Annotated in this window: 2 protein-coding genes; both read right to left on the bottom strand. The window is 55.7% G+C overall.

What is annotated here, in order from left to right; genetic code table 11:
• Window positions 1-9: 9 nt before the first annotated feature.
• Window positions 10-210, bottom strand: coding sequence for a recombinase family protein (locus VI25_RS27445; protein WP_055562905.1), 201 nt, complete (start codon window positions 208-210; stop codon window positions 10-12).
• 410 nt (window positions 211-620) lie between these two features.
• A partial coding sequence (locus VI25_RS25430) for a hypothetical protein (RefSeq protein WP_045690039.1) occupies window positions 621-1,007 on the bottom strand: 387 nt, incomplete at its 5' end.

Below are 1,007 nucleotides of genomic sequence, written 5' to 3'. Positions count from 1 at the left end.
AAGGTAAACTCATCGGCCGCCGGCAGGTCGACGGCTTTGAAGCGCACGTGGCTTTCCATCAGTGTGGGCCAGGAAGGCGACGTTGCGCGCCAACCGGTCGAGTTTGGCCACGAGCAGCACGGCCCCCACCTGCTTGGCGTGGGTGATGGCCGCCTGCAGCTGGGGCCGGCTGTTCTTGCGCCCACTCTCGATTTCGACGTGCTCGGCCACGATGCGGGCCTCCGAGCCGACGACGTCCGGACCGCCGCTTGCTGGGCTTCGAGGCCCAGACCGGATTGGCCTTGTCGGGCGGTACTCACGCGGAAGTAGGCGACGTAGCGCGTCATGAAAAAGTCGGGGTTAGCAGTGAAATCGGAGCAAGATAGGGCTTTGTCACGTTTGTTAAACGACCGTTTAATAAATGTTACGACCCGCTTTTTCTCGTTGGCACTAAACAAAAGACCGTGGCTGTTGCAAAACTCCCGACCATGCAGCTGCTGGGTTTCATCAGCGCCTAGTATGAGCTAAAAAGACGTAAGCAGCGCCGCTGCTGTGCAGCGAATGCAGCTCGCATAGCCTAGGTTCTGCTTACCACCCGACTTTTGCAACAGCCACCCGACTTATCAAACAATCGGCCGGCGTTACCGCAAAGTGCTTACAGAAAAGTCGCGGGCAATGACATAGTTCGGCCCAATGAACAACGCCTTGAAAGGGGGAGGGATTTTCAGTGGTTTCGGACAATATTGCCAGGACTGCAACATGCAGGAAGCTTCTACTTCGTATAACCAACAAAGTGCTTGTAGCTCATTCGCCACCTCAGTAGGAAGGTAGAGGGTGTGTGAAAATCCTTTACCCAACCGTGCTCCCAACCACTGGCGGTTGCGCTTTACCCCACTCCATAGAGGAATAAACGCCTGCCATTCAACCGCCAGAGTCGCGAAGCGTTCGTAAAAGGCCTCTATAAAACCCACGGGTAAACTCTTCGGGGCCTGAACAGTTAGAGTGGCAAGCGGACTGTTATAAAACGC

It is taken from the genome of Hymenobacter sp. AT01-02, assembly GCF_000961955.2.
Taxonomy (GTDB): Bacteria; Bacteroidota; Bacteroidia; order Cytophagales; family Hymenobacteraceae; genus Hymenobacter; species Hymenobacter mucosus.
This window is presented reverse-complemented; position numbering and strand designations above follow the sequence as displayed.